This is a genomic window from Micromonospora sp. NBC_00898 (genome assembly GCF_045207895.1).
Lineage (GTDB): Bacteria > Actinomycetota > Actinomycetes > Mycobacteriales > Micromonosporaceae > Micromonospora.
Genome location: NZ_CP108775.1, coordinates 4,775,027 through 4,800,444 on the forward strand (window position 1 = coordinate 4,775,027; position 25,418 = coordinate 4,800,444).

The 25,418-nt window shown below is 69.9% G+C and carries 24 protein-coding genes and 1 pseudogene; 12 read left to right on the forward strand and 13 right to left on the reverse strand.

The window, feature by feature from the left end; all coding sequences use genetic code 11:
- Window position 1 precedes the first annotated feature (1 nt).
- The 6 genes from OG799_RS23190 to OG799_RS23215 form a co-directional block, all read right to left on the reverse strand.
- A complete protein-coding gene (locus OG799_RS23190; protein ID WP_406037447.1) occupies window positions 2–502 on the reverse strand; it encodes a DinB family protein in 501 nt (166 codons plus the stop codon).
- Window positions 502–1,716, reverse strand: a complete 1,215-nt coding sequence (locus OG799_RS23195) for an RNA polymerase sigma factor (protein ID WP_406037449.1) — start codon at window positions 1,714–1,716, stop codon at window positions 502–504. Before OG799_RS23195 ends, OG799_RS23190 begins: the two co-directional genes overlap by 1 nt.
- The gene (locus tag OG799_RS23200; protein ID WP_406037451.1) at window positions 1,713–2,048 is read right to left on the reverse strand and encodes a YciI family protein; all 336 of its coding nucleotides are present in this window, start codon (window positions 2,046–2,048) and stop codon (window positions 1,713–1,715) included. The genes OG799_RS23195 and OG799_RS23200 overlap by 4 nt, the downstream gene beginning before the upstream one ends.
- A gap of 318 nt (window positions 2,049–2,366) precedes the next feature.
- Window positions 2,367–2,825, reverse strand: coding sequence for a pantetheine-phosphate adenylyltransferase (gene coaD, locus OG799_RS23205; protein ID WP_406037453.1), 459 nt, complete (start codon window positions 2,823–2,825; stop codon window positions 2,367–2,369).
- Between the two features lie 209 nt (window positions 2,826–3,034).
- Window positions 3,035–4,006: a transmembrane transport protein gene (locus tag OG799_RS23210; protein ID WP_406037455.1), complete on the reverse strand. Its 972-nt coding sequence runs from the start codon at window positions 4,004–4,006 to the stop codon at window positions 3,035–3,037.
- A complete protein-coding gene (locus OG799_RS23215) occupies window positions 4,003–4,890 on the reverse strand; it encodes an ABC transporter ATP-binding protein (RefSeq protein WP_406037456.1) in 888 nt (295 codons plus the stop codon). The genes OG799_RS23210 and OG799_RS23215 overlap by 4 nt, the downstream gene beginning before the upstream one ends.
- Before the next feature lie 118 nt (window positions 4,891–5,008).
- On the opposite strand from OG799_RS23215, the gene OG799_RS23220 reads away from it, so the two are divergent.
- Genes OG799_RS23220 through OG799_RS23230 form a run of 3 tightly spaced genes read left to right on the forward strand, consistent with a single transcriptional unit; the run spans window position 5,009 to window position 7,300 of the window.
- Window positions 5,009–5,497 carry a hypothetical protein gene (locus OG799_RS23220; RefSeq protein ID WP_406037458.1) on the forward strand — a complete coding sequence of 163 codons (489 nt, stop codon included), beginning with the start codon at window positions 5,009–5,011 and terminating at the stop codon, window positions 5,495–5,497.
- A 10-nt stretch (window positions 5,498–5,507) separates the two neighbouring features.
- The gene (locus OG799_RS23225; protein ID WP_406037460.1) at window positions 5,508–6,650 is read left to right on the forward strand and encodes a sensor histidine kinase; all 1,143 of its coding nucleotides are present in this window, start codon (window positions 5,508–5,510) and stop codon (window positions 6,648–6,650) included.
- Entirely contained in the window at window positions 6,647–7,300 is a 654-nt protein-coding gene (locus tag OG799_RS23230) for a response regulator (protein WP_406037462.1), read from the forward strand. The genes OG799_RS23225 and OG799_RS23230 overlap by 4 nt, the downstream gene beginning before the upstream one ends.
- Window positions 7,301–7,498: 198 nt before the next feature.
- Here the strand turns inward: OG799_RS23230 and OG799_RS23235 are convergent, their stop codons facing one another.
- Window positions 7,499–7,993, reverse strand: a complete 495-nt coding sequence (locus tag OG799_RS23235) for a DUF5134 domain-containing protein (protein WP_406037464.1) — start codon at window positions 7,991–7,993, stop codon at window positions 7,499–7,501.
- A 120-nt stretch (window positions 7,994–8,113) separates the two neighbouring features.
- Window positions 8,114–8,893: a DUF899 family protein gene (locus OG799_RS23240; RefSeq protein ID WP_406037466.1), complete on the reverse strand. Its 780-nt coding sequence runs from the start codon at window positions 8,891–8,893 to the stop codon at window positions 8,114–8,116.
- Window positions 8,894–8,970: 77 nt separating this feature from the next.
- On the opposite strand from OG799_RS23240, the gene OG799_RS23245 reads away from it, so the two are divergent.
- Together OG799_RS23245 and OG799_RS23250 are read left to right on the forward strand one after the other, a co-directional pair.
- On the forward strand, window positions 8,971–9,696 hold the full coding sequence (locus tag OG799_RS23245; RefSeq protein ID WP_406037468.1) for a winged helix-turn-helix transcriptional regulator: 726 nt from the start codon (window positions 8,971–8,973) through the stop codon (window positions 9,694–9,696).
- 227 nt (window positions 9,697–9,923) lie between these two features.
- On the forward strand, window positions 9,924–10,679 hold the full coding sequence (locus OG799_RS23250) for a phosphotransferase (protein WP_406046377.1): 756 nt from the start codon (window positions 9,924–9,926) through the stop codon (window positions 10,677–10,679).
- Window positions 10,680–10,766: 87 nt separating this feature from the next.
- Here OG799_RS23250 and OG799_RS23255 read toward each other — a convergent pair whose 3' ends face one another.
- Both OG799_RS23255 and OG799_RS23260 read right to left on the reverse strand, forming a co-directional pair.
- Window positions 10,767–12,872, reverse strand: a complete 2,106-nt coding sequence (locus OG799_RS23255; protein ID WP_406037470.1) for a molybdopterin-dependent oxidoreductase — start codon at window positions 12,870–12,872, stop codon at window positions 10,767–10,769.
- A gap of 196 nt (window positions 12,873–13,068) precedes the next feature.
- A complete protein-coding gene (locus tag OG799_RS23260; protein ID WP_406037471.1) occupies window positions 13,069–14,232 on the reverse strand; it encodes an IS110 family transposase in 1,164 nt (387 codons plus the stop codon).
- A gap of 841 nt (window positions 14,233–15,073) precedes the next feature.
- Between OG799_RS23260 and OG799_RS23265 the strand changes: the two genes are divergently transcribed.
- The 4 genes from OG799_RS23265 to OG799_RS23280 are packed head-to-tail and all read left to right on the forward strand — an operon-like array spanning window position 15,074 to window position 18,719.
- Entirely contained in the window at window positions 15,074–15,811 is a 738-nt protein-coding gene (locus OG799_RS23265) for an ABC transporter ATP-binding protein (protein ID WP_406037473.1), read from the forward strand.
- Window positions 15,808–16,608 carry an ABC transporter permease gene (locus tag OG799_RS23270; RefSeq protein ID WP_406037475.1) on the forward strand — a complete coding sequence of 267 codons (801 nt, stop codon included), beginning with the start codon at window positions 15,808–15,810 and terminating at the stop codon, window positions 16,606–16,608. The genes OG799_RS23265 and OG799_RS23270 overlap by 4 nt, the downstream gene beginning before the upstream one ends.
- Window positions 16,609–16,644: 36 nt before the next feature.
- The gene (locus OG799_RS23275; protein ID WP_406037477.1) at window positions 16,645–18,072 is read left to right on the forward strand and encodes a sensor histidine kinase; all 1,428 of its coding nucleotides are present in this window, start codon (window positions 16,645–16,647) and stop codon (window positions 18,070–18,072) included.
- 2 nt (window positions 18,073–18,074) lie between these two features.
- On the forward strand, window positions 18,075–18,719 hold the full coding sequence (locus OG799_RS23280; RefSeq protein ID WP_406046378.1) for a response regulator: 645 nt from the start codon (window positions 18,075–18,077) through the stop codon (window positions 18,717–18,719).
- Window positions 18,720–19,100: 381 nt separating this feature from the next.
- On the opposite strand, the gene OG799_RS23285 is transcribed toward OG799_RS23280, so the two are convergent.
- Both OG799_RS23285 and OG799_RS23290 read right to left on the reverse strand, forming a co-directional pair.
- Entirely contained in the window at window positions 19,101–20,393 is a 1,293-nt protein-coding gene (locus tag OG799_RS23285) for an MFS transporter (protein ID WP_406037479.1), read from the reverse strand.
- A gap of 11 nt (window positions 20,394–20,404) precedes the next feature.
- The gene (locus OG799_RS23290) at window positions 20,405–21,454 is read right to left on the reverse strand and encodes an aldo/keto reductase (protein ID WP_406037481.1); all 1,050 of its coding nucleotides are present in this window, start codon (window positions 21,452–21,454) and stop codon (window positions 20,405–20,407) included.
- A 116-nt stretch (window positions 21,455–21,570) separates the two neighbouring features.
- Here OG799_RS23290 and OG799_RS23295 point away from each other — a divergent pair, with 116 nt between their 5' ends.
- Window positions 21,571–22,062: a MerR family transcriptional regulator gene (locus OG799_RS23295; protein WP_406037483.1), complete on the forward strand. Its 492-nt coding sequence runs from the start codon at window positions 21,571–21,573 to the stop codon at window positions 22,060–22,062.
- An 88-nt stretch (window positions 22,063–22,150) separates the two neighbouring features.
- Window positions 22,151–23,554 (forward strand): IS66 family transposase, encoded by a 1,404-nt coding sequence (gene tnpC / locus OG799_RS23300; RefSeq protein ID WP_406037485.1) that lies wholly within the window; start codon window positions 22,151–22,153, stop codon window positions 23,552–23,554.
- Between the two features lie 291 nt (window positions 23,555–23,845).
- Here the strand turns inward: tnpC and OG799_RS23305 are convergent.
- Window positions 23,846–24,044, reverse strand: a pseudogene (locus OG799_RS23305) (helix-turn-helix domain-containing protein); the annotation flags it as partial.
- Between the two features lie 168 nt (window positions 24,045–24,212).
- On the opposite strand from OG799_RS23305, the gene OG799_RS23310 reads away from it, so the two are divergent.
- The gene (locus OG799_RS23310) at window positions 24,213–25,412 is read left to right on the forward strand and encodes an NAD(P)/FAD-dependent oxidoreductase (RefSeq protein WP_406037487.1); all 1,200 of its coding nucleotides are present in this window, start codon (window positions 24,213–24,215) and stop codon (window positions 25,410–25,412) included.
- The last annotated feature ends 6 nt before the right edge of the window (window positions 25,413–25,418 follow it).

A 25,418-nucleotide genomic window follows, 5' to 3' on the forward strand; every position in this document is an offset into this window, starting at 1 on the left:
CTCACGCCTCGCCGTGCACCATCCACTGCTTTCCGTCGATCAGCTCCCGGACGGCGTCCAAATGACCGGCGTGGCATGCGGTTTCGGTGATCACATGCAGCATGATCTCGCGGGCGGTGTGCAGCCGGAAGCTGCCAAACTTGTTCACCGGCCACCAGGCGGGCGGGATGTCCATCGGGGTTTCGCGAATGACTGTGTTGGCCGCGTCGATGGAGGTGCGATACCGGTTCAGGATATCCTCCGGCGATACGGACGGGTCGACGTTCCACACGTTTTCGGTGTGCGGCAAGGCTTCGATCACCGAGGTTTGGCCGGCGATGACGGCGTTGAACCAGAACCGCTCGACGTCGAGGGCGAGATGGTTGACCAGACCGAGGCAGCTCCACCCGGACGGCAGCACGGGGCGGCGCAGGTCCTTGTCGCTCAAGCCCTCTAGGGCTCCGGTGATGTGACGGCGCTGACCGTCTAGATAGGACAGTAAGGTGGCGGCTTCGGTCTGCATCACAGGTTCTCCAGGTTCTCGTTGGCCCGCTCCAGCAGGGCACGGCGTTCGATGTCGGTGGTTGTCAGGTCGGCGGCGCGGCGGAACAGAGCGGCGGCGAGCTCGCGATTGCCTTGGCGTGCGGTCAGTTCCGCCTCGGCGGCGATGGCGAGCGGGTAGTCGTCGAGCGCACCGCCCTTGCGGGCCTTGGCCAGCAACGCCAAACCGGCCTCCGGCCCGTGCGCGAAGCCATGCGCCACAGCGCGATTGAGCTCGACGACGGGCGAGGGTTGTTGCGCGGCAAGCTCGTCGTAGTAGCCGGCGATGGCCGCCCAGTCGGTGCCGGCGGCGTCGCGGGCGGTGGCATGACCGGCGGCGATGCGAGCTTGCAGGACATAGGGGCCGGCTGACGGGGTACCCGTCAAAATCTGAACGCCCTCAGCGATCGCCGCGCGATCCCACGCGGAGCGGTCCTGCCGTTCGAGGGTGAGCAGGTTCCCGTCGAAGTCCCGGCGGGCCGCGCGGCGTGAATGGTGAAGCAGGAACAGCGCAAGCAGCCCACGGACCTCGGGCTCGCGCGGCATCAGCTCGGCGAGGAACCGGGCCAATCGGATCGCCTCGTCGGCGAAGACCGGTTCGCCGCCCGGGTCGTAGCCCCGGGTGAAAAGCAGGTAGAGGACCGCGAGGACACCTGGCAACCGCTCGTCCAGCGCGCGCCCGGTCGGCACCCGGTAAGGGATCCGGGCATCGGCGATCTTCGTTTTGGCCCGGGTGAGCCGGCGCGTCATCGTCGACTCCGTGACCAGGAAGGCGCGGGCGATGTCGGCGGTCGGCACGGCGCAGATCGTGCGCAGAGTCAGCGCAACGCGGGCCTCGAGGGCCAGCGCCGGATGGCAGCACGTGAAAATGAGCCGGAGCCGGTCGTCCACGATGTCTTCCGCCTCCTGTTCCTCGACGGGCTCCGCCGGCGCCAGCACGGCCAGCTCTTCAAGCTTTCGCCGTTCGACGGACGCACGGCGGGCGATGTCGATCGCACGATTGCGAGCCACCGTCATCAGCCATCCGCCCGGATTGCCCGGGACGCCCTCCTCGGGCCAGCGTTGCAGGGCAAGGGTCATAGCGTCCTGGGCGCAATCCTCGGCGAGCGTCCAGTCGCCGGTGATTCGGATAAGCGCGGCCACGATGCGCGGATACGCATCGGTGGCCGCGTCCCGGACCGCCGTATGCGCGGTCACTGCTCGAAGTCGGCCAGCGGGCGGATCTCAATCCGGCCGCGGCGGGCCATCGGGTGAGCCCGAGCGACCTCGATAGCCTCATCGAGGTCGGCGCATTGGAGCAGGTCAAAGCCGACGATGACCTCCCTGGTCTCGGCGAACGGACCATCGGTGATCAGCAGCTCGCCGCTGCGCACCCGGACGGTCGTGGCCGACGATTTCGGCGCCAGCACGTTGCCCTGCAAGCGGCGGCCGTTGGCGTCGTTCTCGGCTACCCAGACGTCGATGTCGGGTTCGTTTTCTTTATCGGTGTCCGGTTCCGGGTCGGTGCACACGAACATCAGGTACTTCATCAGGCTCTCCTTGCTCCTCATCTTGATCGCTACACCATAGTGACGAACGGGCCAGACCGGTCCGGACGCGTGCGGACAAAGTATTTTGAGAAATTGAGTGCGTGCACCTTCCTCAAGAGAGACGGGCTTGCTGCGCGTATGCCATACGGCCATTCGTGATCTTCTTGGTGCGGAGAATCTGACGACTGCGGCGTCCTCTTCTGCCGCGAAGTGCTCGTTACGTTCGGTGACAGTTCTCCGGGCTGACTCGCCTCCGGACGTGCCGAGAAGAGTGCATCCCACCTCGAGGCGTTGCCAACATTCCGGTACCCCTGGGGGTCACTCTTCAGCGTTCAAGGACGGACGGGCCGACTGTGCCGAGCGGTATGCGCGTGCGACCGTGGACGAAGTGGCGGCCAGCTGCGGACGGGACGGCAACCAGACGGTCTGAATGCCGAGTTGCTCGTTCATCGCAGCGAGCTGGTACTCGTGGCGAAGGTCCGCGGCCGTACGTAGGCCGCGGACGATGACCGTGGCGCCGCGGCGCAGGCAGTAGGCGGTGGTCAGGCCGGTCCAGGTGTCCACCTCGACATTGCCCCAGGCTGCCGGCATGGCGTCGCGCACGTGTACGGCCCTGGTCGTGGCCTCGGCGGTTGGTCGCTTGTCGGCGTTCACCGCCAGCAACACGATGACCTGGTCGAACATCACCCGGGCACGGGCCACCAGGTCGCGGTGCCCCGGGGTGAACGGATCGAACGTACCGGGATAGACCGCCAACGAACCGTGTACCGGCACCACTCCACGATCCGACGTAGCCGTCCACCGCGACTCCAACCACATGGCCACGATCATCCCAGCCGTACATGTGCCAACCCGACTTTGGGCCTTGTCGTCACCGCCGACCACCGCCGACATCCTGATCTGCCGCGAAGCGCTCGTCACCGACAGTGACGTCGGCGCCGGTCGCCGGCGTCCGGACGTGCCGAAAGTAGTGCGCTCGGCCCGGGCTAGCTGACCCGGCGCTGGATGCGCCACAGGCCGACCGCCGCGAGCAGCGCGCTGAGACCGAGATACAGCGCCAGTTCGATCCATTGGAAGGGCCAGAATCGCCGGTTGGGCTGGTAGACCAGGTCCACGTGCAGGTCGAGCTTGCCGAGACATACCGCGGTGTCACCGAACGTCCCGGTGGCGCCGGTCTTTGGGGCGTTGTTGAGACATTCGTTGAAGTCGGCGTCGGACAGTTGCCGGCCGTCAGGTGTCAAGAGTTTGCTGGTATCCGTGACCCAGGCCTCCGGTACCTCCAGCCCCCCGATAACCGGCCCGCCGGTGATGCTGCCCAGCGACCGGGCCTGGTTGATGGCGTCGGCACTCATCGCTACGGTGACCCGCTCGGCGGGCAGGTAGTGCGGTCGCAGCAGGTTCGGCACGGCGAACTGCACCGCGATCACGGCCAGGAACACCAACGCCATCGCCGGCAGGGTGCGGCGGACCAGCAGCCCGGTGACGGCGCCGAAAATGAAGCCGAAGACGGCGCACCCGATGGGCGCGATACCGCGCGCGCCGAACAGGAGCGCGCTGAACCGGTCGCCGGCCACCTGGTCGACCGGGGCCGCCGCCCACGTCACCAGCGCGCTGAACGTACCGGCGACGGCCATGCTGGCAAGGCCGAGAACCGTCAGCTTGACCGCGAGCCACCGGCGGCGGGGCACGCTCTGGTTCCACACCAGTCGGTGGGTACCGGCCTCCAGTTCCCGGGCGATGAGCGGCGCGCCCCAGAACGCACCGATGAGCGCCGGTACCAGACCGAAACCGGCGGCGAGGAACAGCATCGTCTGCGTGTACTGGCTCGGAAGCTGAGACGTGTCGCGGACGGCACGGATGTCCCCGCCGAGGCGCAACAGGTAGACGGCGGCCAGGACCAACAGGATCGCTCCGACGAGCGCCTGGATGCGGAACTGCCGCAAGCTCATCCTGATCATCGCGACACCGCCGCACTCGCGCGGGGCGCGGCAACCGTTCCGGCGGCCCGCGACATGTAGGCGAGGACCAGTTCCTCCAGCGTGACCGGCTCGGCGTCCCTGGCCCGTACCGCTGCATCGCCCCGAACCAGGGCGCGGCCGTGCTCCGACCAGATGACCTCGACCCCGGCGGGCATCGTGGCCGGCATCTTCGCCGGATCGCCGGCGATCCTGTGGTGCGAGGCGAGCAGGTTCCGGACCGGACCGGCGATCTGGATGCGCGAGTCGCAGAGTACGACGAGGTAGTCACAGACCTGCTCGACGTCGCTCAACAGGTGCGAGGAGAGCACGGCACTGGCGCCGAGCTCGCCCACGAAGTCCACGAGACTGCGCATGAAGCCCCTGCGCGCCAGGGGATCCAGCGCGGCGGCGGGCTCGTCGAAGATGAGCAGCTCGGGTCGCTTCGCAGCGGCGATGGCCATCGCGAGCTGCGCGCGCTGGCCGCCGGAGAGCCGGCCCGCCTTCTGTGCGGGGTCCAGGCCGACCTCCGCGATCCGCCGCCTGGCCAGCGCCGGGTCCCAGGACGGGTTCAGCCACGCACCCATCATCAGGTGGTCGGCGACGGTGAACGAGGCGTACACCGGGGTGTCCTGGGCAACGAAACCCACCCGGGCCAGGTGCGCCGCGCTGGCCGCCGGCCTGGACCCGAGAACGGACAAAGTACCCGAGGTCGGCCCGATCAGGCCGCAGGCCAGTTGCAGGAGCGTGGACTTACCGGCGCCGTTCGGGCCGACCAGCCCGACGACATGCCCGCGCGGGATTCTCAGGTCACAGTCGGTCAGTGCCGTTCGGCGGCCGTACCGTTTGGTCAGCCGCTCGGCGTGCAGTACGAGTGGTGTTTGCATGGGCTAATCCTGCGAACGGCGGGCGGGCCGGGCATCGGTCCAAAGCAGGGGCCGAGTACGCGGACGACCCTACTTTTGACCGGTTCGCGTGGGCCGGCGATTTCATAGCGTCCTCGGCATGAACACGACACACCGAATGGCAATGAACGCCGTACTGGGGCTGGTCTTCGTCACCGGGCTCGGGCTCACGGCGTATCTGATCGCGGACAGTTGGGGCGGGCTGTACTGGCTGTTCGACTGCGTGGTCGGGGTGGTGGCAGGGCTGCTCGCGCTGCTGCGCGGGCCGCAGGGGACCTGGCCGGTGGCAGGGGGACTCGCGGCCGCGGCGGTAGCCGTCGTGGTGGCCCGGGTCGCCGACCTGCCGCAGGAGCCGGGACCGGTCACCGCACTGGCGCTGGCCGTACTCGTCGGCTCGGGGATCCGGACGCTGCCGGGACTGCGCGCCGCGGCCGTCGCGGCGGGCGGGTTCACCGTGGTGGTGGGTACTTGGCTGACCGCGCTTCCGGACGCGGCGGGCTTGACCGTGGTGACGGTCGTGAACACGGTCACCTGGCTGGTTGCCGTGGTGCTTGGGATCACCCTGCGTGCGACCGGGCGGGCCTCGTAACTTGGACAGGGTGAGCATCTGGGACCGGCTGTTCGGGGTCGCGGCCACGGCGGGACTCGCCGTGGTCTTCCTCGCGGCGCTCGGCATCGAGGCTGTGGCGATCGCGCAGACGTGGGGCGCCCGGTATTGGCTCGCGGGCGGTGCGGCCGCCGTCGTGGTCTGTGTGCTGGCGCTGGTACGGCGGCGGCAGCGAACGTGGACGGCTGTCGCCGGTCTCGGGATCGCTGGACTGGCCATCGCGGCGGCCCGGGTGTTCCACCTCCCGACCGAGCCGGGACCGGCCATGGCGCTGGCGCTCGCCGTACTCGTCGCGTCGGCGGTGCGCGCGCTGCCTCCCGCACGGGCTGGTGTGCTCGCCGCCGGAGGGCTCACGGTGGTCGGCGGCGCCTATCTCGCCGCCCGGCCGCATGCCTCGGGCGCCTCGGGGGTCGTGGCGATGAATGTCGTGGCCTGGCTCGGCGCGGTCACGGTCGGGCTGGCGCTGCGACTGCTGGACGAGCGGGCGGCGGCCACCGCGGAGAAAGTACGCCGGGACGAGCGGCTGGAACTGGCCCGGGAACTGCACGACGTGGTGGCCCACCACGTCACCGGCATGCTGATCCAGGCGCAGGCCGCCCACCTCCTCGCGCATACGAACCCGGGGCAGGTGGCCGAGTCGCTGACCGGGATCGAGGCCGCCGGCGCCGAGGCGCTGCGCGCGATGCGCCGCGTGGTCGGGCTGCTACGCGACGCCGAGGACGCGCCGCCCGCCTCGGCCGGGCCGGAACAGCTCGGCGTACTCGTCGGGCGCTTCAACCGGCAGGGCCCGCCGGTGCGCCTGCAGGTACCCGACGAGAACGCGGCATGGCCGCCGGAGGTGACCAGCACCGTGTACCGGATCGTCCGGGAGGCGCTGACGAACGTGGCCCGCCACGCGCCGCACGCCCGCGGCGTCACGGTCACCGTCGACCAGAACCCTGCCGGCGTTACGGTCGAGGTGGTCGACGACGCGCCACCGGGCCCCGCCCGCGCCTCCCACCGGGGCGGGTACGGCCTCATCGGCATGCGGGAACGCGTCGAAACCCTCGGCGGCACGCTCCACGCCGGTCCCCGCCCCGACGCCGGCTGGTCCGTCCTGGCCACCCTGCCTATCCACGATGGACGATCGCGATGACGATCCGCGTACTGCTCGCCGACGACCAGGCGATGATCCGCAGTGGCCTGAAACTCATCCTCGAAGACCAGCCGGACATCAACGTCATCGCCGAGGCGTCAGACGGCGTCGACGCAATCGCCCAGGCCCGCCAGCTGCGTCCCGACGTCTGCCTGGTGGACATCCGGATGCCCCGGCTCGATGGCATCGAGGTGACCCGGGCACTGGCCGGGCCCCGCGTACCCAACCCGATGCGGGTCATCGTGGTCACCACGTTCGACCTCGACGAATACGTGTACGGCGCGCTGCGCGGCGGCGCGGTCGGCTTCATCCTCAAAGACGCCGGCCCGGCCCTGCTCGCCGAGGCGGTACGCGCCGCCCACAACGGCGACGCGCTGGTCTCCCCGTCGGTCACCGTACGGCTGCTACGCCACCTGACCGCGCCAGCACCAGAGTCCGGCAAATTGCTGCCGTCGTTGTCAGAGCGCGAGATCGAGGTGGTACGGGAGATCGCCCGCGGCCGGACCAACCTGGAGATCGGGGCCGAGCTGTTCATCTCCCTGAGCACCGTCAAGAGTCACGTGTCCACCATCCAGACGAAGCTCGGCCTCCGCAACCGCACCGAGATCGCCGTCTGGGCCTGGGAGAACCGGATCGTCGAAACACCTTGAACGGCAGCCAAAGCAGCGGTACCGCGCGGGCGGATGGACCTGCACGACGGACCGTCCGCTCGGGAAGGGCGGTGCTGGTGGCCGTCTCAGTATCCGGATCTGCCGCCGACCGGGCGCCACGCTCTGTGACGAGGTGCGGTGGGTCGAACGCTCGGTCGTGCCGAAGAGCGGATGTCCGATCTTGGCAAGTTCCCTTGTCTACGCCATCGCCAGTAGGGCGATGCCCATACCCGCGCTCATCACGCCGTGGCGTAGCGCCGACCAGTCCAGCGGACGCGCCACCGCGTCCGTCGTTGTCGCCGCGGACAGACCAGCGAGGTGCACCCCGCGGCCCACCCACCAGAATGCGGCGAGCACCAGGTAGCCTCCGAGCAGCGCACTGACCCATCCGGCACACCCGACCGGCGCATGACGCATCCCGGCCATGTCCATGCCGCCGTGACCGCCGGGTGAGGCGTGCCCGTGTATCGAGGCGCCCATCCACACCATGGTTCCCGTCGCGGTGGCGAAGAACGCCGGAACCGCACGACGTCGCGACGTCCGCGCCGCCTGCACCAGGAACCACCCCGTAGACATCATGAAAACGACAATCCAGACGGCTGCCGGTACCGCCGCGCCCCACGGCCAGATCATCGCGATCATCGATAGGCCCATGGCCGAGTGCAGTATCTCGGAGAGTCGATGCTCCGCCACCAGGGAAGGCCACGCAGGGGATGGGCGCAGGCGTTGGAGCAGGTGAGAGATGGAGGCCCCGCCGAAGGCCACCGTCAGCAGCCATCGGAGGGGATCACTATCGGTCATCGCAGGGGCGGTTCATGACTCAGCCGGCGTCGAACCGCAGTGGCAGTGGTGCTCGCTGTCGGCGTGCCCGGTGGTGCCAAGGTCGTCGTCACGGCCGGCGGCGAGGCGTGACCATTGCGATGTGGGTCGGCCGTCGAGGCGGAACTGGTCGCCGTCGGTCCGGAAACGCTGGGGCCAGCCTTCCGGCGAGTTCTCCCAGTCTTCTTGGCGGCCGTAGACGGTCATGTCGAGCAGCCCGTACGAGGGTGCCATCGCCTCGCAGCCGCGCCCAGCGGTCCAGTAGGTCTCGAACACCCGGTCGCCCTGGCGCAGGTAGCACACCTTCATCCCGAACGCGCGCCCGGCGACGAGCGGGTCGAGCGACTCCGCGGGCACCGAGTACCAGGGCGCCTGCCAGCCCATGAAGTCGCGGTAGCGCGACGACTCCTCGAACGGCCCCTGACAGAAGACCGCGAACGTGACGTCGCGCGAGTGCAGGTAGGACAACTCGAGCACCTGGCCGGTGAAGAACGTGCAGCCCTCGCACTGGTCAGCGGCAGGCCTGCTCGTGTGCCACATGTGGTACGACGCGAACAGCTGGGTCCTCCCCTCGAAGGCGTCGAGCAGGGGCACCGGGCCGTCGGCACCGACCAGATGGGTGGTCGGGTCGACCTCGACCATAGGCAGCCGCCGACGGGCCGCGGCGATGGCGTCGCCCTCGCGGGTGTGCGCCTTCTCGCGGAGCCGGAGCTCGTCGAGCTGCTTCTGCCAGGTCTCGCGGTCGGTGAGCTGGGGTGTTGCTGGCGTGATCATGGGTTCCTCCTCGTGTCGGGAGCTATGAGGCTAATAGTGACTGCTAGGATTGAGCAAGTACGAAAGGGAGGTGTTCCATGCCGGCCCAGCGTGGCTATCGGCAGGCCTGCGGCGTCGCGCGCGGCCTCGACATCGTGGGGGAGCGGTGGTCGCTGCTCGTGGTGCGCGAGCTGCTGCTCGGGCCGAAACGGTTCACCGACCTCCAGCAGGCGCTCCCGACCGCCAGCCCGAACGCACTGTCCGACCGGCTGCGCGAGCTGGCCGACGCGGGCGTCCTACGCCGTCGGCAGCTGCCTCCGCCAGGCAATGTGCGGGTCTACGAGCTGACCGCGTGGGGTCGCGGCCTCGAGCCGATCGTGGTCGCGCTCGGCACCTGGGCGCTGGCCGCCCCGCCGACCGCGGAACAGCGCTTCGTCAGCGCGGACAGCGCCATGCTGACCATCCGCACCTTCTTCGTGCCGACGCAGCAGCGGCCCGAGGCGACGCTGCGGATCGAACTACGCGACCACGGCCCTGCCGGGGTGTTCGGCGTCCGCCTCACACCGGACGGCGCCGAGGTCGCCCACGAGCCGCCCGAAGAACCGGACGCCGTCCTGGTCACCACGACGGACACCCTTCTCGGCGCCTTCGGCGGCGACGACCTGGCCGGGCTCGTAGCTGCTGGCGCCGTCATCGGCGATCCCGAGGTCGTACGCCTTCTCGTCGCGAACGTGCGGATCCCGGCCTCCACAAATCAGTACGCAACCGCCACCTCCCACCTCGGGGGGCGAGCGGAAGGCCGCCAGACGCTGTCCGAAGGGTGACCCACCACCGTGTCAGGTCGGGTTCGCCTTGTCTTGGTTGACACTCGGGTCGGGCGTCGACCCACGTCACGTGCACGCATCTGCCGCCGACCGCGCGTCACAGAGCGTAGCCAGCTGCCGCTTGGCGAGGCGTCCGGACGTGCCGATGTGCGGGATGCGGCAAAAGATCAAGAGTCGCCGGCGGCAGGCACCATGCGGATGGCTGCTTCGGTTACTGTCGAGGCGTGGTGGACCCGGTCCCTCTGGCGTCGGGCCGAGACGCTGACGTCTTCGCCATCAACGATCGGCGTGTCCTTCGCCGCTACCGCGAAGGTGGAGACGTGGCCGCTGAGGCCGCAATCATGGCGTACGTGGCGAGTCTTGGTTTCCCTGTACCCACTGTGTATCAGGCGCGCGGGGCCGATCTCGTCATGGAACGACTGGACGGGCGCACCATGCTGTCGGCACTCATCGCCGGTGAGCTCGATGCCATGGAAGCGGCCAGATGTCTGGCAGATTTGCATCACCGACTCCACGCGTTGCCGCCCCGGCTCAGCGAATGCGACGACGCTCGGATCCTGCACCTCGACCTGCACCCGGAGAACGTCATGCTGACGTCACGAGGGCCGGTCGTCATCGACTGGCGCAACGCTACCGAGGGACCGGCAGACCTCGATGTCGCGCTCTCCGCGGTCATCCTCGCCCAGGTGGCCGTCGAGGATGAGCATCCCCTGGCGTCGCCGGCCGCAACGCTGTTGGATGCCTTCCTGGACTGTGTCGGCGGCAACCTGCTGACCGTGCTGGACCGCGCCCTAGCGATACGGCGGAACGATCCGGCACTCACCACCAGTGAGCGGGAGCGGCTCGACGCCGCTGCCGTCCTCATCACCGGTCACCAGCAACGCCGGGAGGCGACGGCCGGCACACGCACGCACATGCCGCTGACCGGGCGTCACGCAGCGTCACAGTTGGTCGATCAAGACGGCGCTCGGTCTTGCCGATGAGGGGATGTTCGAGCTTCCTTGTTGGCGCGCCGGAAGACGTGCCGCGCGGTGCAGGCGTCGAGGCGCTGCGACCGTCGCTGCAGTCCCTCAGTGCTCGGGTACGAGCTCCTCGACGCGCGTCGGGTTGACGTCGGTCAGGTCGGCCGGCACTCCCTCGACCTCCACGCGCGTGTCGTGGAATGTCGGGCCGCCGCCGAGGTCGGTGTCGCGCACGGCGGTCACCGCGTTGACGTTGGTGCGGCCCGGGCTCCGCCGCGGCCAGTACGCCTTGTACGTGAACGCGAGGCCAGGCCGGGTCGCGCCGTCGACGGCGACCGCCGCGAGGAACGAGCCGCGGTCGTTGCGTACCCGCACGGCGCTCCCGTCCACCAGCCCGCGGGCCGCCGCGTCGTCCGGATGGAGGTGCACGCGCGGTGGACCCATCTTGCCGACGTGCCAGGGCAGCGAGGCGAAAGTCGAATTCATGATGAACCGGCCCGCCGGGGCGACGAGCACGAGCGGGAAGCGCTCCGCGAGTTCTGGGTCGGCTGCCTCGACGGGCGGTGTGTAGCCGACGAGCGGGTCGACGCCGTGACGTTCGAGTTCCGGGTCGAGCAGCCGCGCGCGCCCGTCCGGGGTGGGGAAGCCGCCTGCGGCGAACGGCGCCGAGCCGACGGCGACTCCCGTCGTCCGCGCGTACGTTCGCTCCCGCAGCTCCTCGAAGCTGACCGGTGCGCCCCGCAGCAGCTGCCGCGCGAGGTCCTCGTCCGTGTCGCGCAGGCGGGGATGGTCGAGCCCCATCGCGGCCGCGATGCGGCGGAAGATCTCCGTGTTCGGCAGCGCGTCCCCTGGCGCCCGAACGACTGGCAGGTTGAGCGTGGTGTAGTGGTGGCCGTAGGACGAGTGCAGGTCGAGGTGCTCGGGCTGCATCGTGGCCGGCAGCACGACGTCGGCGTAGTCGCAGGTGTCCGTCCAGCGCTGCTCCAGCACCGTTGTGAACAGGTCCTCCCGCCGCAGGCCCTCGTGTGCCCGGGTCTGGTCGGGCACCGTGGCGGCCGGGTTGGCGTTGAAGACGACCAGTGACGTGATGGCTGGGTCTGCCTCGCCTGTGAGGGCCGCCGCGAGCCGGCTCATGTTGATCGACCGTACGGGCGGCGCCGGCATATCGTCCGGCCGCACGACGGCGTCCTCGTCCACGTGGTAATGCCCCCCGGTCATGCACAGGGCTCCGCCGCCCGGGTAGCGAAAGTCACCGGTAACCAGCGGCAGCGCGCAGATCGCGCGGATGGCCTGGCCCGCCCCGCGATGGCGCTGCAGGCCCAGCCCGACTCGGACGGCGGTCGGGCGCGTCGTCGCGATGCGCTCGCCCAGCCGGCGTACGACGTCGACGTCCAGCCCGCACTCCGTCGCGGCCCGCTCCACGGGCCAGTCGGCGAGACGGGCCTCGAGTTCCGGCCAGCCGACGGTGTGCGCCTCGAGCCACGCCCGGTCGGCCGCGCCGGCGTCGAGCACGTGGCGCATGAGCCCCAGCGCCAGAGCGGCGTCGGTGCCCGGCAGCGGCGCGATGTGCTCGTCGCAGCGCGCGGCCGTATCGGTGCGCAACGGGTCGATGGCCACGACGTGCGCGCCGCGCGCCTGGGCCTCATGCACGAAGGGCCACTGGTGGAGGTTCGTCGACAGCGTATTGGCGCCCCAAAGCAGGATCAGCCGTGCCTCGACGATCGACTCCGGCTCGAAACCGACCGAGGCCCCGAAGAGCGAGCGCAGGGCCGCCGTGGCGGCCGCGGTGCAGATCGTGGTCTCCAGCCGCGACGCGCCCAGGTACGCGAACAGGCGGGGGCCCATCGTCCAGCCCTGCACGTGCCCCATCGTGCCGCAGAAGTAATACGGCAGGATCGCCTCGGGGCCGTCGCGGTCGATCGTCGCCTGCAGCCCGGACGCGACACGGGCCAACGCCTCGTCCCACGTCGCCCGCCGGAACGACGCCGGCCCCACGCCCTTCGGCCCCACCCGCAGCAGCGGGAAGGTGAGGCGGTCGGGACCGTTGACCGCGTCGAGGTAGTGGTTGACCTTGCCGCACAGCACGCCCCGCGTGAACGGATGGTCGCGGTCGCCGCGGATCGCCACCGCCCGCCCGTCCTCGACCGTGAGCTGCCACGTGCACGTGTCCGGACAGTCCAAAGGGCAGGCGCCGAGATGGGTGGTGCGGGGCATGGGCGGATGCTACCGGGCGTGCGAGATGGCCGGCGGGCCCGGCCGCGGCCGCAACGGCCCCTCGCGGGCCGCGCCGCGAGCCACCGGAGCGCACCAGCCGCCAGCGGAGTATCCGGTCATGCCGCGATCCGCGCGTGGCGGAGCGTGACGGCGGCCGCTACCGCTCGGCATCCTGATCTGGCACCCCTCTGTGTCATCAAGAGGCGGCGAGGAGCGGTGTTCTAGGCTGGGGTTCGGCGGGTCCGGGAAGTGACTGTTCCGAAGTGTCGACCATGGGGATCAGGTCGGCCGCGCTGGATTGAAGAGTCGCCCCCACGTGTCCTCCCGGGCCCGTCCCGGCCTTCTCGGCGTCTTTGATCATTTGCTTGTAGACGATGTCGGACAGCCGTCGCTTGAGTGCGCGCATGGCCTCCATTGACGTCTTGCCGGCGGCGAGTTTGCGCCGGTAGTAGGCGCGGCCTTCGGTGTCGTGGCGTAACTGGGCGACGGCCATGATGTGTAGGGCCCGGTTGATGCGCCGGTTCCCGGCCCGGGACAGGCGGTGGCGTTGCTGGTCACCGGATGAGGCGTCCAGGGGTGCGGTGCCGTTCCAGGAGGCGAAGTGCCCGCGGGTGGTGAAGCGGCTGATGTCACCGATGTCGCCGATCAGGCGGGCGGCGCCGGAGGGGCCGATGCCGTGGAGGTCCTGCAGGCTGCTGCCGGTGGTTGCGACGAGCTCGGTCAGTTCCTTGTCCGCGGCCTTGATCTTCTGGTCGACCTGGACCAGTTCGGTGATCAGCTCGGAGGCGAGCCGGCGGCGGGTCCGCCCGACCAGATCACGCGGCCGGACGGTATTCAGCAGAGCGCGGGCCTGCGGAGCGGACAGGAACTTCTTCGCCCCACCGGGCAGCAGTTCCAGCAGCAGCTTGTGAATGCGGTTGAGCAGGTCGGTGCGGGCATGGCCGAGACCGTCGCGGCGGTCGGCCAGCAGCCTCAACGCAACGGTCACGTCGTCGACGGTGACCTGCCGTAAACCCTTGCTGCGCAGGGCTGCGACGGCGACGCTGTGGGCGTCGACCGGGTCGGTTTTACGGCCCTGACCGGTGTCGAACACCCGCACCCGCGCGGACAGCTTCGCCGGCACGTCCACCACGGTCTCGCCGTCGGCGACGAGGCGTTGAGCGATGTGCCGGCCGATGCCGTTGCAACCCTCCACCGCCCAGACCCAGTCCTTGTGCTGACGGCCGAGCTTCAGCATCGTCCGGTAGCCGTCATGGTCGGTGCCGAACCGGCCCTGCGCGAGGACCTTCTCGCGGCCGTTGATGATCTCGATCGTCGCGGACCGCTTATGCGGATCCATACCGATGATGACCTGTCCCACGCTCGTCCTCCTCGATCAGACCGGGACTGAATCCGGCGAGGAGGGCAGCGCTACTTCGAGCTGGGCAGACCCCTCTTGAGCCTCTCCGCGCCACGGTGACCGGCAGGACGCCTGCCAGATGAGAGCCACACCAAACCGCGGTGGGCAGCCGATGAGAGAGCGATCCCGCCGGTCACCTCGACCAAGCCTGGCCGGGCTGCGGTCGTACCACCAGTAGACAAGCAGCCGATGTGAGCACGTCGTAGCATCGATAGTAGTCATTGTCAGCAGTGATCATCCAGGATGGCCTACAAGGGTTAGCATCAGCAGCGCGATGACCTGGGAGCGGTATAGCCGGCTCTCGTCGACTGGTTTCCCGGTCGAGGCTGTGTGTCGCTGGTGGACACCTGGATCGCGCGAGGCCGGCAGTCAGTACTAGACCAATGGTCTAGACCTTCCGCGCGAGCACCGGGAGTGTGCCCCGAGCTCTCTATGCCGATGCCGTCACGCTCAGTGAGACGGGACAGCGACACCCCGTCGCGATGGCCATCTGGTCCCCGTCTGGCGGGTTACCTGCCGTACTCAATCAACCACGATCATGAGCTTGACGACCTGGCAGGCCCGCCCTGCCGGTCGGCCCGCTGAGCCTTTCGGCCGCCTCCCCGCCCAGCCGCCTGGCCGCGCGGCCGGGTTCCGCTCGCGTAGGTCGCGCAGCTGAGCCCGCAGCGCCGGGCCGCCTGGCTGCGCGCGGGCCTGCCTGGGGGAAATCCCCCAGCGCAAGACGGCCGTCAGCCGGGTCCCGTCCGGGCGGTCGTGTGCCTAGCGTGATCTTCCGTAGGCACAGACGACGGAAGGAGTTCGGGTGATCGAGGCCCGGAATCTCACTAGGCGATACGGACCAACGGTCGCGGTCGACGCGCTCAGCTTCGACGTGCGGCCGGGCAGCGTCACCGGCTTCCTGGGCCCCAACGGGTCGGGCAAGTCCACCACGATGCGGCTGATCCTGGGGCTGGACCGGTGCGACGCCGGCCAGGCGCGGGTCGGCGGCCGCCGCTACCGCGAGCTGCGCTGGCCGCTGCGCGAGGTCGGCGCGCTGCTGGAGGCCAGGGCGTTCCACCCGGGACGTAGCGCCCGCAGTCACCTGGCCGCGCTGGCCGCCAGCAACGCGATTCCGCGGTCCCGGGTCGACGAGGTGCTCGAGATGGTCGGCCTGGCCAGCGCGGCCGGGCGGCGGGCCGGGAAGTTCTCCCTCGGGATGGGGCAGCGCTTGGGGGTCGCCGCGGCGCTGCTGGGCGATCCGGCTGTGCTGCTGCTGGATGAGCCTGTGAACGGGCTGGATCCCGAGGGGGTCCGCTGGATCCGCGACCTGCTGAAGTCGCTGGCCGCGCAGGGCCGCACGGTGTTCGTGTCCAGCCACCTGATCAGCGAGATGGCGCTGACCGCTGAGCGGCTGGTGGTGATCGGCCGGGGGCGGCTGCTCGCGGACACGACGGTCGCCGAACTGTCGGCCGGGTCGGCGTCGCTGGAGGACGCGTTCTTCCGGCTCACCAGCGGAGCGGTCGAGTACCAGGGGAACCCGGCGAAGGAGGCAACGTCATGACGACGACCGCAGAGACCCGCGTGCCGAGCGGCCGTTACGGGCTGGCGCAGGTGGCCCGGATGGAATGGATCAAGCTGCGCAGCCTGCGCTCGACCTGGTGGACCCTGGTCGTCACGGCCGCCGGGACCGTCGGGATCGGGGTCGCTGTGGGCCTGAACACCCGGAGTGCCTCTGGGGACGTGACCAACAACGCGCTTGCCGGCGTGGTCCCCGGCCTGCTGCTGACGGGTGTGCTCGGCGTACTGACCATGAGCAGCGAATACACCTCGGGAACTATCCGGGCCACGCTGGCCGCGGTGCCGCGGCGCCCCCTGGTCCTGGCGGCGAAGGCAGCGGTGTTCGGGGCTGTGACGCTGATCGTCGGGGAGGCTGCGTCGTTCATCTCGTTCTTCGCCGTGGGGGCCACGCTGCGCCACGGCGTCGCGGCACCCACGCTGGGCCAGCCCGGGGTGCTGCGGGCGGTCGCGGTGACCGGGGCCGGCTTCTGCCTGATCGGGCTGCTCGGCCTGGGCCTGGGCGCGATCATCCGGCACAGCGCGGCCGCGGTCGGGGTGCTGGTGGCCGGCGTGTACGTGGTCGCGCAGTTCATCGGCTTCATCGCGCATGGCGTGGCGTCGTACATGCCGATCCTGATCGTGGAGAACTCGCTGAGCACGACCATGCCGGTGACCTGCGGCACGGGCGGCGCGTCCTGCCCGAACTTCCTGTCCGCGTGGGCTGGGCTCGGCGTGCTGTCCCTGTACGCCGTGATCGCACTGGCGGTCGGCGGATGGTTGCTGGCCCGGCGGGATGCGTGAGCAGGAGGAAGGGCGGGCAGGGAGGAGAATGGCGGCATGGGCCTTCCGGTGACCACGCCGACCACGGACCCGCCGCCGGGCGGTCAGACGCGGGTCAGGAGCCCGTGGGCGGTCGCCCACGCGGCGGTCATGGCGTCGTTCACCCGGCGTGAGGGCCGCGAGCTGCTGTTCTGCCTAGCCGGGCTGCCGTTCGCCGTGGTCAACCCGCTGGTGCTCTTCGTTCTCGCGGTGGACCTGATCTGGTTGGTGGCCGGTAGCGGGCGGGGTAACCCGTCCTCGGCCGACGTGGCTGTCGCCTGTGTCTGCGTGGGACTGCTGCTTGTGCTGCTGGTGTCGATGGGGGCGGCCCGGAAGCTCGGCTCGCTGCAGCGCAGGCTCGCGACCAGGCTGCTCGGGGTGCGAGTCGCGGCGCCGCCGCCGGTGCGGCGGAGCCCCGGCGGACGGGCCTGGCCGGGCCCGGGCCCTCGCGACGGGGCCGGCTGGCGGGTCATGGCCTACCAGTTGGCCAAGCTGCCGGTCGGCCTGATCGAGCTGTACGCCGTGTTCTTCTGGATCGGCGGGCTGGTCAACCTGAGTTACCCGCTTTGGTGGGGGGCGTTCCGCAACCACCCGCCGGGGGTCCGGCTGAGCCCGGTGCCGGTGTTCACGCCGTTCGGATTGTTCGGTGAGGGCACGTTCCGCGTCGCGACCCTCCCCGGCACGTTCGCCGCCGCCGCGGCGGGAGCGGCGATGCTGCTGGCCGCCCCCTGGGTTACCAGGGCCGTCACGTCCGCCGACGCCTGGCTGATCCGAGGCATGCTCGGGCGCGGGCGGCTGGCGCAGCGGGTCCACGACCTGGAGCTGAGCCGGGCGCTGGCCGTGGACGACTCCGCCGCCCTGCTGAGGCGGCTCGAGCGGAACCTGCACGACGGCGCGCAGATCCGGCTGGCCACGCTGGCCATGAACCTCGGCATGGCCCGGGAGAAGCTCGGCGACGGTGGCGAGGTCCGGGACGCCGCGGCTGTCCGCGAGCTGGTCGACGCCGCGCTCCGGGGCGCCAAGGACGCGCTCGGCGAGCTGCGCAGCCTGGCTCGCGGGATCCACCCGCCGATGCTCGACAACGGGCTGGCGGACGCCCTCGCCTCGCTGGCCGCCGACCACGCGATACCGGTCGAGCTGGAGGTCAGCATCCCGGTCCGGCCCACCCCCGCGATCGAGACCATCGCGTACTTCTGCGCCGCCGAGCTGCTGGCCAACGCGGCCAAGCACAGCTTCGCGAACAAGCTCGCCATCCGGGCGGCCGGACAGCGAGACGTGCTGCTGCTCAGCGTCGCCGACGACGGCACGGGCGGCGCCGATCCGGCACGGGGCACCGGCCTGTCCGGCCTCGCGCAGCGGGTCGCCGTGGTGGACGGCCGGCTCACGATCGCGAGCCCGCCCGGCGGCCCAACGAAGATCACCGTCGAGCTCCCGCTGCGCGCATGAACGTGCGAGTCGTCATCGCCGAGGACGCAGCCCTGTTCCGGGCGGGGCTCGCCCGGCTGATCGAGGACCACGGCCACCGGGTATGCGCTGCCGTAGGCGATGGCGGCGCGCTGCTGGCCGCGGTGGCCGAGCATCAGCCCGACGTCGTGGTGGCCGACATCCGAATGCCGCCGACGCACACCGACGAGGGACTGCGCGCCGCGCTGGAGATCCGCCGTGAGCACCCCCGCACCGGGGTGCTGGTGCTGTCGCAGTACATCGAGACCAAGTACACGGCTCGGCTGCTCGAAGGCAACGCGGCGGGCGCGGGGTACCTGCTGAAGGAGCGGGTAGCTGACGTCGCCGAGTTCGCCGATGCGCTGGAGCGGGTCGCCGCGGGCGGCACGGCGCTCGACCCCGAGGTCATCGGCCAGCTGCTGCGCGCCAGCCGCCGCGCCGACGGCCTGACGGCGCTCACCGCGCGCGAGCGCCACGTGCTCACGCTGATGGCGGAGGGGCGTTCGAACGCTGGCATCGCCGACGCGCTCGTGGTGACCGGCGGAACCGTGGAAAAACACGTGGCGAGCATCTTCGACAAGCTCGGGCTGCCCCCGGACGAGGGCGACAACCGCCGTGTCCTCGCGGTCCTGCGCTACCTGGGCTCGTAGCCCCCCCGGCGCCCAGCTGCATCGATGCGCCCATGCCGAGGGCGGTCGCCGGCCCACCGGACATCGGGAACCACACCTGCACCCACTTCGTCGGCGGTTCGACCACGGCGTCACCCCTCGTCGACATCGCTCAAGTTTGCCGGAAACGAGGCGACCAGAGGCGCGGGCACCTTCCCAAGATCGGCCTCACTCGTCTGCCGCTGGTCGGGCGTCGCGGCGCCCGGCTGTAGCCGCGAGCGCGCCCGTGGCCGCTACGGTGGCGTTTTATGGCCCCGTCTACTTCCAGCGAGAAACCAACGTTTAGCTCAGCACGCGGCGTGGTCGAGGTCTTCGCTGGTAGTGGCTTTATGGTCATCCCGGTGCGCTTGAGCGGCGCGTAGCTCATCGTGCTGCGGAAGCGGTCCTCTTGAGGAGCCGCGAGGGCCGGGGTGGGGCGGGGAGGTCGCGCTGGCCCTTGAACGGGGCGAGTGGCATGGTGAGTGCGCCCGCGACGTAGATGCCGAGCATGATCGCGAGAGCAGTGCGGACGCCGAGTTGATGGCCGAGCCAGCCGGAGACGAGCCCGGATGCGGGCATCGCGGCGAAGGCGAGCATCTGGATCGTGGTGCTGACGCGGGCCTGGAGGTGGTCAGGGACGTAGGTGAGGCGCCACGTGGTGCGGATGACGTTGTCTGCGACGATCGCGAACTCGCATAGCAGCAGCCCGGCGGCCATCCACGCGACACCTGCGCCGGGGCCAGCTAGCAGCACCAGTAGGCAGCTGCAGCTGGTGAGCTGTAACGCGATCGGGCCGCGCGCGGTGCCGAGCCGGCGGGCGACGTGTGGACCGAGGAGCCCGCCGACGCCGCCGGTGGCGAGCACGAGTCCGGTCACTGCTTGTGGTGCGGCGAGCTCGTCGACCAGGAAGAGGACCTGGAGTGACAGCAGGCCGGTGAGGCCGAAGTTCTGCACCGCGGCCAGGCCGGCGAAGTACCGCAGGTAACGGTCGCGGGCGACGACGTTGACGCCGGCTCGGATTCGCTGGAGAAAGGACTCTTCCAGCACGGCCACGGCATGATCGGGTGCCCGGCCCGCGGGACGTGTTCGGGCGAGGCAGACGGCTGATACGAGGAAGCTGATCGCGTCGAGGAGCACGCCGAGCGCGGCGGACATGGCCTGAGCGATCAGGCCGGCCAGCCCCGGCCCGACGATTGTGCTGGCCGACTCGGTGGCGTACAGCATCGAGTTCGCAGTCCCGAGCTGCTCGGCATCCACCACTCGGATGACGAGTCGGGGCAGCGCGGCTCGGAAGACCACGGCACACGAGCCGATCACGAACGCCACCACGACCAGCGCCGCAAGCGACAGCGTGCCGGTCGCCCACAGCAGCGGCACGGTCGCGGCAGCGGTGGCCGCGATCAGATCGCTCACGATCATCGTCGTGCGGGGCGGCCACCGGTCTGCGAACGCACCGGCTGGCAGACCGAGGATCAGCCAGGGCGACCAGCTCGCCGCCGCCAAGATTCCCATCCAGCCCGGACCGGCATCCAGCTGCGTGGCCGCGAGCAGCGACAGCAGCGTCGCCGTGGTCGCGGTACCGAACAGGCTGACGGCTTCACCGAGCCAGAAGACTCGGAAGGCGCGAGGGAGACGGGGGGACGCCCGTCTCCGTCGATTCAGCAACTGACCGACCACAATCAGCTCACTCAGGCCGCGGCGCGGTCGGCGAGTGGGCGGCGACGCAGTGCGGTGTCGGTCAGTGAACGCGGGGGCAAGGGAGCGTTGGGGTTGTACAGGTTGGTCCCGGGCGGCACGATTTCGTCGATCCGGTCGAGGGTCGCATCATCCAGGGTGAGCGCAGCGCCCTTAAGGAGATCCTCCATCTGCGGCATGGTCCGCGGCCCGATGATCGCCGAGGTGACGGCCGGGTGGGCCACGGTGAACGCAATGGCGAGCTGCGGAAGGGTGCAGCCGATGCTTGCCGCGAGTTCGACGAGCTGCTCGACGACGTCGAGCTTGGCGCCGTTTTCCGCGATCGTGGGATCGAATCGTTCCGGCCGGATTGTGGGACGGCCGGTTGACAGGTCGATGGGCTGGTTCTTGCGGTACCTGCCGGTGAGGAACCCGAAAGCCAGTGGGCTCCAGACGAGCACCCCCATTCCGTAGCGCTGGCAGACGGGCAGGACCGAGGCCTCGATCCCGCGGGCCAGGATCGAATACGGCGGCTGCTCGGTGCGGAAGCGTGCGAGGCCACGACGCTCGGAGACGTGATGCGCCTCGACGATCTCCTCAGCCGGGAACGTCGAGCAGCCGAAGGCGCGGATCTTCCCCTGACGCACGAGGTCACTGAGCACCGAGAGCGTCTCCTCGACGTCGGTCGAGTCGTCGGGGCGGTGGACCTGGTAGAGGTCGATCCAGTCGGTGTTCAGGCGCCTGAGGCTGCCCTCGACCGCCTTGAGGATCCACCGCCGCGAGTTGCCACTGCGATTGCGGCCCTCGCCCATCTGAAAGTGCACCTTGGTGGCCAATACGATGTCATCACGGCGCCCCCGCAGCGCCTTGCCCACGATTTCCTCGGACTCTCCCTGTCCGTACATGTCGGCGGTGTCGACGAAGTTGATCCCCTGGTCCAGGGCGGCGTGGATGATGCGGACACAATCGTCGTGGTCGGAGTTGCAGCCATTCTGGAACATCATGGTGCCGAGGCAGTGGACACTGACTTCGATACCGGTTCCGCCGAGGGTGCGGTAGCGCATGGTGATGCTTCCCTTACTGGTTCAGCCGTGATTACACAGAGCGACAGAAGCGTCGATCGCACGGGGAACCCTAGGATCTAGAGTCGGCTCTAGGTCAAGGCGCTACCCTGAACGGTATGGCTGAGGTCACCACAAGTCTGAGCATCGGGCAGGTCGCCGAACGCACCGGCCTGAGCGTGCACGCGCTGCGCTTCTACGAGCACGAGGGCCTCTTCGTCAACCCTGTGCGGCGCGGACCTGGCGGGCGCCGCGTCTACAGCCAGGATGACGTGGACTGGCTCACCGTCTGCATCATTCTCCGCGCCTCCGGCATGCCCCTGCCCGCGCTCCGCCGATACGCCGACCTCGTCAGAGAAGGAGCCGGAAACGAGGAAGAACGACTCACGCTCCTGCGCGAGCACCAAGCGAACGTCACCACCCAGATCAGCAGACTCGCCGAATGCCTGGACCTGGTCAGGTTCAAAGTCGGCGTGTATGAGGACCTCCTCGACCAGGACGCCGCCGCCGACCGCCAATGCCACGCTCCATCCCCTTCGGCAAACGACGAAGATGCCAATAACATCGGTCAGCTCATAGAGATGAACGGCCGACGTCGACCGGCCCTGTAAATCTTCAAGAAACCAACGTTTCCTGGTGACTGGATAGGTCGTCAGGCGGTTGTGGTGTCTGTTGTGGAGGCTGGTAGCTTGGCGGGTTGTGCCTGCCGAGTCGTTGCCGTCGTATGACGAGCTGGTTGCGCACGTCGTGGAGTTGACCGCCCGGTTGGAGCAGGCTCTCGCGCGGGTTGCGGATCTGGAAGCCCGGTTGAAGTTGTCGTCGTCGAACTCGTCGAAGCCTCCCTCGTCGGACGGGTTGGCCAAGCCGGCGCCGAAGTCGTTGCGCGGGCGGTCGGGTCGGGGTCCGGGACGGCCGAAGGGTCAGGACGGTGTCACCTTGGAACGGGTGACGGACCCGGACGTGGTGCTCCGGCACCGGCCCGCGGTTTGCGCCGGGTGCGGGAAGAGCCTGGCGGCGGCTACCGAGATCGAGGTGACCCGGCGGCAGGTGATCGACCTTCCGGAGCCGAAGCCTCAGGTGACCGAGCATCAGCTGATCACTTTGGCCTGTGCGTGTGGGCATCACACCACCGCGCCCGCGCCGCCAGAGGCGTCCGCGCCGGTCGTGTACGGGCCGCGTCTGGCCGGGATCGGCGTCTACCTGCTGCACGGGCAGTTCCTGTCGGTGTCACGCACGGCGGCGGCGATCAAGGACCTGTTCGGGGTGCCGGTCGCGGCGGGCACCGTGGCCGGCTGGGTGAAACGCACCGCCCTGGGCATCATCGACCGCGTGCTGCCGGTGATCGCCGGACGCGTCGCCGCCGCACCGGTAGCCCATTTCGACGAGACCGGGATGCGCACCGCAGGCCGTCTCGCGTGGCTGCACTCCGCCTCCACACCCACCGACGTGCTCCTCGCCGTGCACCCGAAACGCGGCACCATCGCGATGGACGAGATCGGGATCCTCCCGCGGTTCCGCGGGGTCGCGGTGCATGACGCGTGGGCGCCGTACGACACCTACACCGACGCGGTCCACGCGCTGTGCAACGCCCACGCGCTCCGCGAGTTGATCTATGTCACCGACACCGCCACCGGCCTGGTCGCCGACCTCGCCGGCCAGGCCATCAGCGCCCTGCGGCAGCTGAACCAGCTCGTCGGCACCGCGCACACCGCCGACGCCACACCTGATCAGGCCGACCTCGCCTACCACCTGCACCTGTTGCGCAGCGCGGTCGTGCTCGGCGCCCAAGCCACCGCCGAACGCGCGAGCAAGCTCGAACGCAAGCATCACGCCCTGTTCGTCCGGCTGCGTGACCGCCGCGACGACTACCTGCGCTTCGTCACCAACCCCGCCGTCCCGTTCGACAACAACCCGGCCGAGCGGACCATCCGCATGCCGAAACTGAGGATCAAAGTCTCCGGCAGCATGCGCACCCTCACGGGAGCCGAACACTTCGCTGCGATCCGCAGCTACACAGCCACCGCCACCCGAAACGGCCTCGGCATGCTCGACGCCCTCATCACCGCCGCCGCCGGCAACCCCTGGATCCCCACCACCGCCTGACCACCGGCTCCAACGCGCCTCGATTCAGGGACCTATCCAGTTACGTTTCCTGAAGATCGCTTACGCCACCTCGAATCGGCCCCGTGTGCCGTCGTCGCCCTCGTTGCGCATCCTCTTCTGCCGCGATCCGCGCGTGGCGGAGCGTGACGGCGGCCGCTACCGCTCGGCATCCTGATCTGCCGAAAGCAGTGCGTCTGATCTTGTATGCAGAATCGGCTCACCGCAGCGCCCGGAGCCCGCGTCGCAGGTCTCGGTGGCCCGTGGCCACCACGCGCTCGCGGAGTCCGCGGTCTCCCCGCGCAGCAGGTCGCCGGGCTGGCAGTCGAGGGCTTCGCAGAGTGCGGCGAGGGTGGTGAAGCGGACGGCCTTGGCGCGGCCATTCTTCAGCACGGCCAGGTTGGCGGGTGGTGATGCCGACGCGTTCGGCGAGTTCGCCCACGGACATCTTGCGCTTGGCGACCGTGACGTCGATGTCGACGGTGATCGGCATCAGGTCACCGCGTTCAGCTCGGCCTGCATCTGCGCCGCCTCGGCGTCGCGAGCATCGTTGGGCGGCGCTCCTGCCGCTCGGTGACCCATGCCACATGCAGCTCCTGTCAGCAATCAGGGCGCCGTTCCGCTCAACTCACGGAAGCAAGCGAACCGACAGGAGCAACACATGAAGCACCGCATCGTCGTCCTCGGCGCCGGCTATGCCGGGGCCTACGTGGCCGGGACCCTGGCCCGCCGGCTGTCCCCGGCGGACACCGAGATCACCGTGGTCAACGCCGTGCCGGACTTCGTCCAGCGGCTTCGGCTGCACCAGCTCGCGGCCGGCCAGGACATTGAGGCTCCGAAGCTCGCCGACGTCTTCGCGGGCACGGGGATACGGCTGCGCGTGGCCCGCGTCACCGCCGTCGACCCCGAGCGCCAGGTCGTCGCCGTGGCCGACGCCGACGGCGGCGGCGAGCTCGGCTACGACACTCTTCTCTACGCGCTCGGCAGCCACGGCGCCGACTGCGGCGCCCCCGGCGTGGCCGAGCACGCCTTCGACATCGCCGCCCGGCCCTCGGCGCTGCGCCTGCGCGAGCGCCTGGACAGCCTGGGCAGGCGGGGCGAAGGCGGCAGAGTGCTGGTCGTCGGCGACGGGTTGACCGGCATCGAGACCGCCACAGAGATCGCCGAATCCCGGCCCGGCCTGTCGGTGGCGCTGGTCGCCCGCGGCGAGCTGGGCGCCCGGCTCTCCGCCGGAGCCCGCAGCCACCTGCGCCAGGCCTGCGACCGGCTGGGCATCACCGTCCTGGAGCACACCAGCGTCGAAGCCGTCGAAGCGACGCGGGTGCTGTGCGCCGACGGCACCGCCCTGGCGTCCGACGCAACCGTGTGGACGGCCGGGTTCGCGGTCAACCCCATCGCCGCCGCCAGCGGGCTGGAGGTCACCGGGAACGGTCGGATCGTCGTCGATCGCACCATGCGGTCGGTCTCGCACCCGAACGTCTACGCCGCCGGCGACAGCGTCTACGCAATCGGCGACAACGGCCGGCCGCTGCCGATGTCCTGCGCTTCGGCCGGCTACACCGGCATGCAGGCCACGGCCGCGATCGTGGGACGCCTGACCGCCCGCAAGATCGCGAACACCAAGCTGGAGTACCCGGGCAACCACATCAGCCTCGGGCGGCGGGACGGGATCCTGCAGCTGGTCGATGACGAAGGGCAGGCAAAGCCGAAGTACATGGGCGGCCGGACGGCCGCGCGGATCAAGGCGGGCATCCTCAAGATGTCGCTGTGGACCAACTCGCACCCGACCTTCGGCCTGCCCAAGCGCAAGCACCGCCTGGCCGCCGCGCCGGACGCGACCGCCGAGAAGACGGTCGCGTAGCCGCCT

Excerpts from the sequence above, each read along its gene's own strand:
- OG799_RS23190 (WP_406037447.1), bottom strand. The coding sequence starts at position 502 with ATGCAGACCGAAGCCGCCACCTTACTGTCCTATCTAGACGGTCAGCGC.
- OG799_RS23200 (WP_406037451.1), bottom strand. The coding sequence starts at position 2,048 with ATGAAGTACCTGATGTTCGTGTGCACCGACCCGGAACCGGACACCGAT.
- OG799_RS23210 (WP_406037455.1), bottom strand. The coding sequence starts at position 4,006 with ATGATCAGGATGAGCTTGCGGCAGTTCCGCATCCAGGCGCTCGTCGGA.
- OG799_RS23215 (WP_406037456.1), bottom strand. The coding sequence starts at position 4,890 with ATGCAAACACCACTCGTACTGCACGCCGAGCGGCTGACCAAACGGTAC.
- OG799_RS23220 (WP_406037458.1), top strand. The coding sequence starts at position 5,009 with ATGAACACGACACACCGAATGGCAATGAACGCCGTACTGGGGCTGGTC.
- OG799_RS23230 (WP_406037462.1), top strand. The coding sequence starts at position 6,647 with ATGACGATCCGCGTACTGCTCGCCGACGACCAGGCGATGATCCGCAGT.
- OG799_RS23240 (WP_406037466.1), bottom strand. The coding sequence starts at position 8,893 with ATGATCACGCCAGCAACACCCCAGCTCACCGACCGCGAGACCTGGCAG.
- OG799_RS23245 (WP_406037468.1), top strand. The coding sequence starts at position 8,971 with ATGCCGGCCCAGCGTGGCTATCGGCAGGCCTGCGGCGTCGCGCGCGGC.
- OG799_RS23255 (WP_406037470.1), bottom strand. The coding sequence starts at position 12,872 with ATGCCCCGCACCACCCATCTCGGCGCCTGCCCTTTGGACTGTCCGGAC.
- OG799_RS23270 (WP_406037475.1), top strand. The coding sequence starts at position 15,808 with ATGACGACGACCGCAGAGACCCGCGTGCCGAGCGGCCGTTACGGGCTG.
- OG799_RS23275 (WP_406037477.1), top strand. The coding sequence starts at position 16,645 with ATGGGCCTTCCGGTGACCACGCCGACCACGGACCCGCCGCCGGGCGGT.
- OG799_RS23290 (WP_406037481.1), bottom strand. The coding sequence starts at position 21,454 with ATGCGCTACCGCACCCTCGGCGGAACCGGTATCGAAGTCAGTGTCCAC.
- OG799_RS23295 (WP_406037483.1), top strand. The coding sequence starts at position 21,571 with ATGGCTGAGGTCACCACAAGTCTGAGCATCGGGCAGGTCGCCGAACGC.
- OG799_RS23310 (WP_406037487.1), top strand. The coding sequence starts at position 24,213 with ATGAAGCACCGCATCGTCGTCCTCGGCGCCGGCTATGCCGGGGCCTAC.